Genomic DNA, 2,715 nt, shown 5'->3' with positions numbered 1-2,715 from the left:
AGCGTGATAGCAAGCGAATGGCCGGATGTGATGCAGGCGGCGGCGACCGCGCCGCAGATCGCCATGACGGCGCCCACAGACAGGTCGATACCCTTGGTGGCGATGACCACCGTCATGCCGATCGCCAACAGCGCCACCGGCGCGCCGCGGTTGAGGATGTCGATCACGCTGCCGTACAGCCGGCCGTTCTGCATTTCGAGCCGGAAGAAGCCGGGAAAGGCGATCGACACCATAACGAGAATGACGGCGAGGGCTGCGACCTGCGGCAAGAGGCGAATGGCATAGGTTTTCAGTGTCGCGCTCATGCGTCCACCTTCCCGGCGGAAGCGGCGATCGCTTCGACGATGCCATGCGTGGTGACGCGCTCGCCGGTCAGTTCCGCGACATGCGCCCGGTCGCGCAACACGATGACACGACTCGAATAGGCGACGAGTTCTTCGAGTTCGGAGGAAATCACGATCAGCGACATGCCTTTTTCGCACAGGGATTCGATGAGGCGGATGATTTCCGCATGCGCGCCGACATCGATGCCGCGCGTCGGCTCATCGAGGATCAGAAAGTCCGGATTGGTGGCGAGCCAGCGGGCGAGGATCGCCTTCTGCTGGTTGCCGCCGGAGAGCAGCTTGATCGGCTTTTCACGGTCGCTCGTGCGGATATCGAGTGCCTTGATGTATTGGTCGGCGAGGCGATCCTGCTCGCCACGGCTGATCGGCCGCGCCCAGCCGCGTCGGGCCTGCAAGGCGAGCGCAATGTTTTCGCGCACGGACAGATCGCCGACGATGCCGTCCACCTTACGATCCTCCGGGCAGAAGCCAAATTTTTCGCGGATGGCGGCGCGCGGCGATGAAAGGTCGAGTGCGCGACCGTCGGCCTCCGCCGTGCCGCTGTCGGCACGCTCGGCGCCGAACATTATTTCCGCCGTCTCAGTGCGCCCCGAGCCGAGCAGGCCGGCGATACCGACGACCTCGCCCGTCCGCACGTCGAGATCGAACGGCTGGATATGGCCCTTGCGGCCGAAATCGCGGAAACGGAAGCGCACCGCGCCGTCCTCGCCTTTCGGTCCGTGTCCGGCGGCGACTTCCTGCACCAGCTCGCGGCCGAGCATCATGGCGATCAGCTCCCGGCGCGGCAGCGCCGCCGTTTCGCGCGTGCCGACGAGCTGGCCATTGCGCAGCACGGTGATGCGGTCCGATATCTCATAGACCTGTTCGAGGAAGTGCGTGATGAAAACGATGCCGAGGCCGCGCGCCTTCAGCCGCCGCACGATGCCAAACAGCATTGCGACCTCAAGCGCATCAAGGCTCGCCGTCGGCTCGTCGAGGATCAGCACCTTGCCGGAGAGATCGACCGCACGCGCAATTGCCACCACCTGCTGCACGGCGACGGAAAAGGCGGCAAGCTCAGCGGTGACATCGATGTCGAGTTCGTATTCGGCAAGCAGCGTCCGCGCCCGCTGGTTCATCTCACGCGGGCTGACGAGGCCAAACCGCGTCGGCTGGCGGCCTAGGAAGAGGTTCTCGGCGACCGTCAGGTTCGCCAACAGGTTCACCTCCTGGTAGACCGTGCCGATGCCCAGCGCCTGGGCTTCCAGCGTGCTCTGCGGATCGACATCCGCGCCATCAACGAGAATGCGCCCGCCATCCCGGCGGTAGGCACCCGTCAGGCATTTCACGAGCGTCGATTTTCCCGCGCCGTTTTCGCCGAGCAACGCGTGCACTTCGCCGTGCCGGAGAGAAAAATCAACCCGGCTGAGCGCCTTGGCGCCCGGGAAGACCTTGTCGATCCCCGTCGCCGAAAGAACATAGGAACTGACCGGCTGCATGATCCCGACCCCGCATGAAATTTTTCGCGCACGCCCCACGCCAAGTTAGGAGCAGGACATGGGGCGTGCTGGGGGGAGAGATCAGTAGCCGAGGCCCTTCTTCTCCTCGTACACCTTCGCCGGATCGTCGGCCTGGGTGTAGAGCATCGATTCGGTCTGGATCCACTTCGGCGGCGCCTTACCGTCCTTCAGGAAGGCATCGAGCGCGTCGAAAGCGGGGCCTGCCATGTTCGGCGTCAGCTCGACGGTGGCGTTCGCCTCACCGGCTGCCATCGCCTGGAAGATATCCGGCACGGCATCGATCGAGACGACGAGGATATCTGTGCCCGGCTTCAGGCCGGCTTCCTTAATCGCCTGGATGGCGCCGACGGCCATATCGTCATTATGGGCATAGAGCGCGCAGATGTTCTTGCCGCCGTCTTCCGCCTTCAGGAAGCTTTCCATGACTTCCTTGCCCTTCGTGCGTGTGAAATCGCCGGTCTGGCTGCGGACAATCTTCAAGTTGTCTTTACCGGCCAGCGCTTCCTCAAAACCCTTCTTGCGGTCGATCGCCGGCGAGGAGCCGGTCGTGCCCTGGAGCTCAACGACATTGCAGGGTTTTCCGGCAACCGTGTCCACCAGCCACTGGCCGGCAACCTTGCCCTCATGCACGAGGTCGGAGGTGACGGCGGTCATGTAGAGGTCGTCGGAAGCATCGACCGTGCGGTCGAGCAGAATGACCGGGATTTCCGCATCCTTGGCTTCCTGCAACACCTCATCCCAGCCAGTTGCCACGACGGGCGCCACGAGGATGGCATCGACGTCTTGGGCAATGAAGGAACGCAGAGCCTTGATCTGGTTTTCCTGCTTCTGCTGCGCATCGGCGAATTTCAGGTCTATGCCGCGCTGCTCTG

General features: G+C 63.6%; 3 protein-coding genes. All 3 read right to left on the bottom strand.

What is annotated here, in order from left to right:
* On the bottom strand, positions 1–305 hold a 305-nt coding region (locus GB927_RS34135), incomplete at its 3' end, for an ABC transporter permease subunit (protein WP_439655553.1).
* Positions 302–1,822 carry a galactofuranose ABC transporter, ATP-binding protein YtfR gene (gene ytfR, locus GB927_RS34130; protein WP_256121575.1) on the bottom strand — a complete coding sequence of 507 codons (1,521 nt, stop codon included), beginning with the start codon at positions 1,820–1,822 and terminating at the stop codon, positions 302–304. The genes GB927_RS34135 and ytfR, both read right to left, overlap by 4 nt.
* Before the next feature lie 81 nt (positions 1,823–1,903).
* The coding region (ytfQ, locus tag GB927_RS34125; protein WP_256121574.1) for a galactofuranose ABC transporter, galactofuranose-binding protein YtfQ at positions 1,904–2,715 on the bottom strand (812 nt) is incomplete at its 5' end.

Source organism: Shinella lacus, from assembly GCF_010994755.1.
Taxonomy (GTDB): domain Bacteria; phylum Pseudomonadota; class Alphaproteobacteria; order Rhizobiales; family Rhizobiaceae; genus Shinella; species Shinella lacus.
Note: the sequence above shows the minus strand (reverse complement) of the source record. Positions and strands in the feature narration are given on the sequence as shown.

What these genes read in the sequence shown, in the direction of transcription:
- ytfR (WP_256121575.1), bottom strand. Translation starts at nt 1,822, where the DNA reads ATGCAGCCGGTCAGTTCCTATGTTCTTTCGGCGACGGGGATCGACAAG.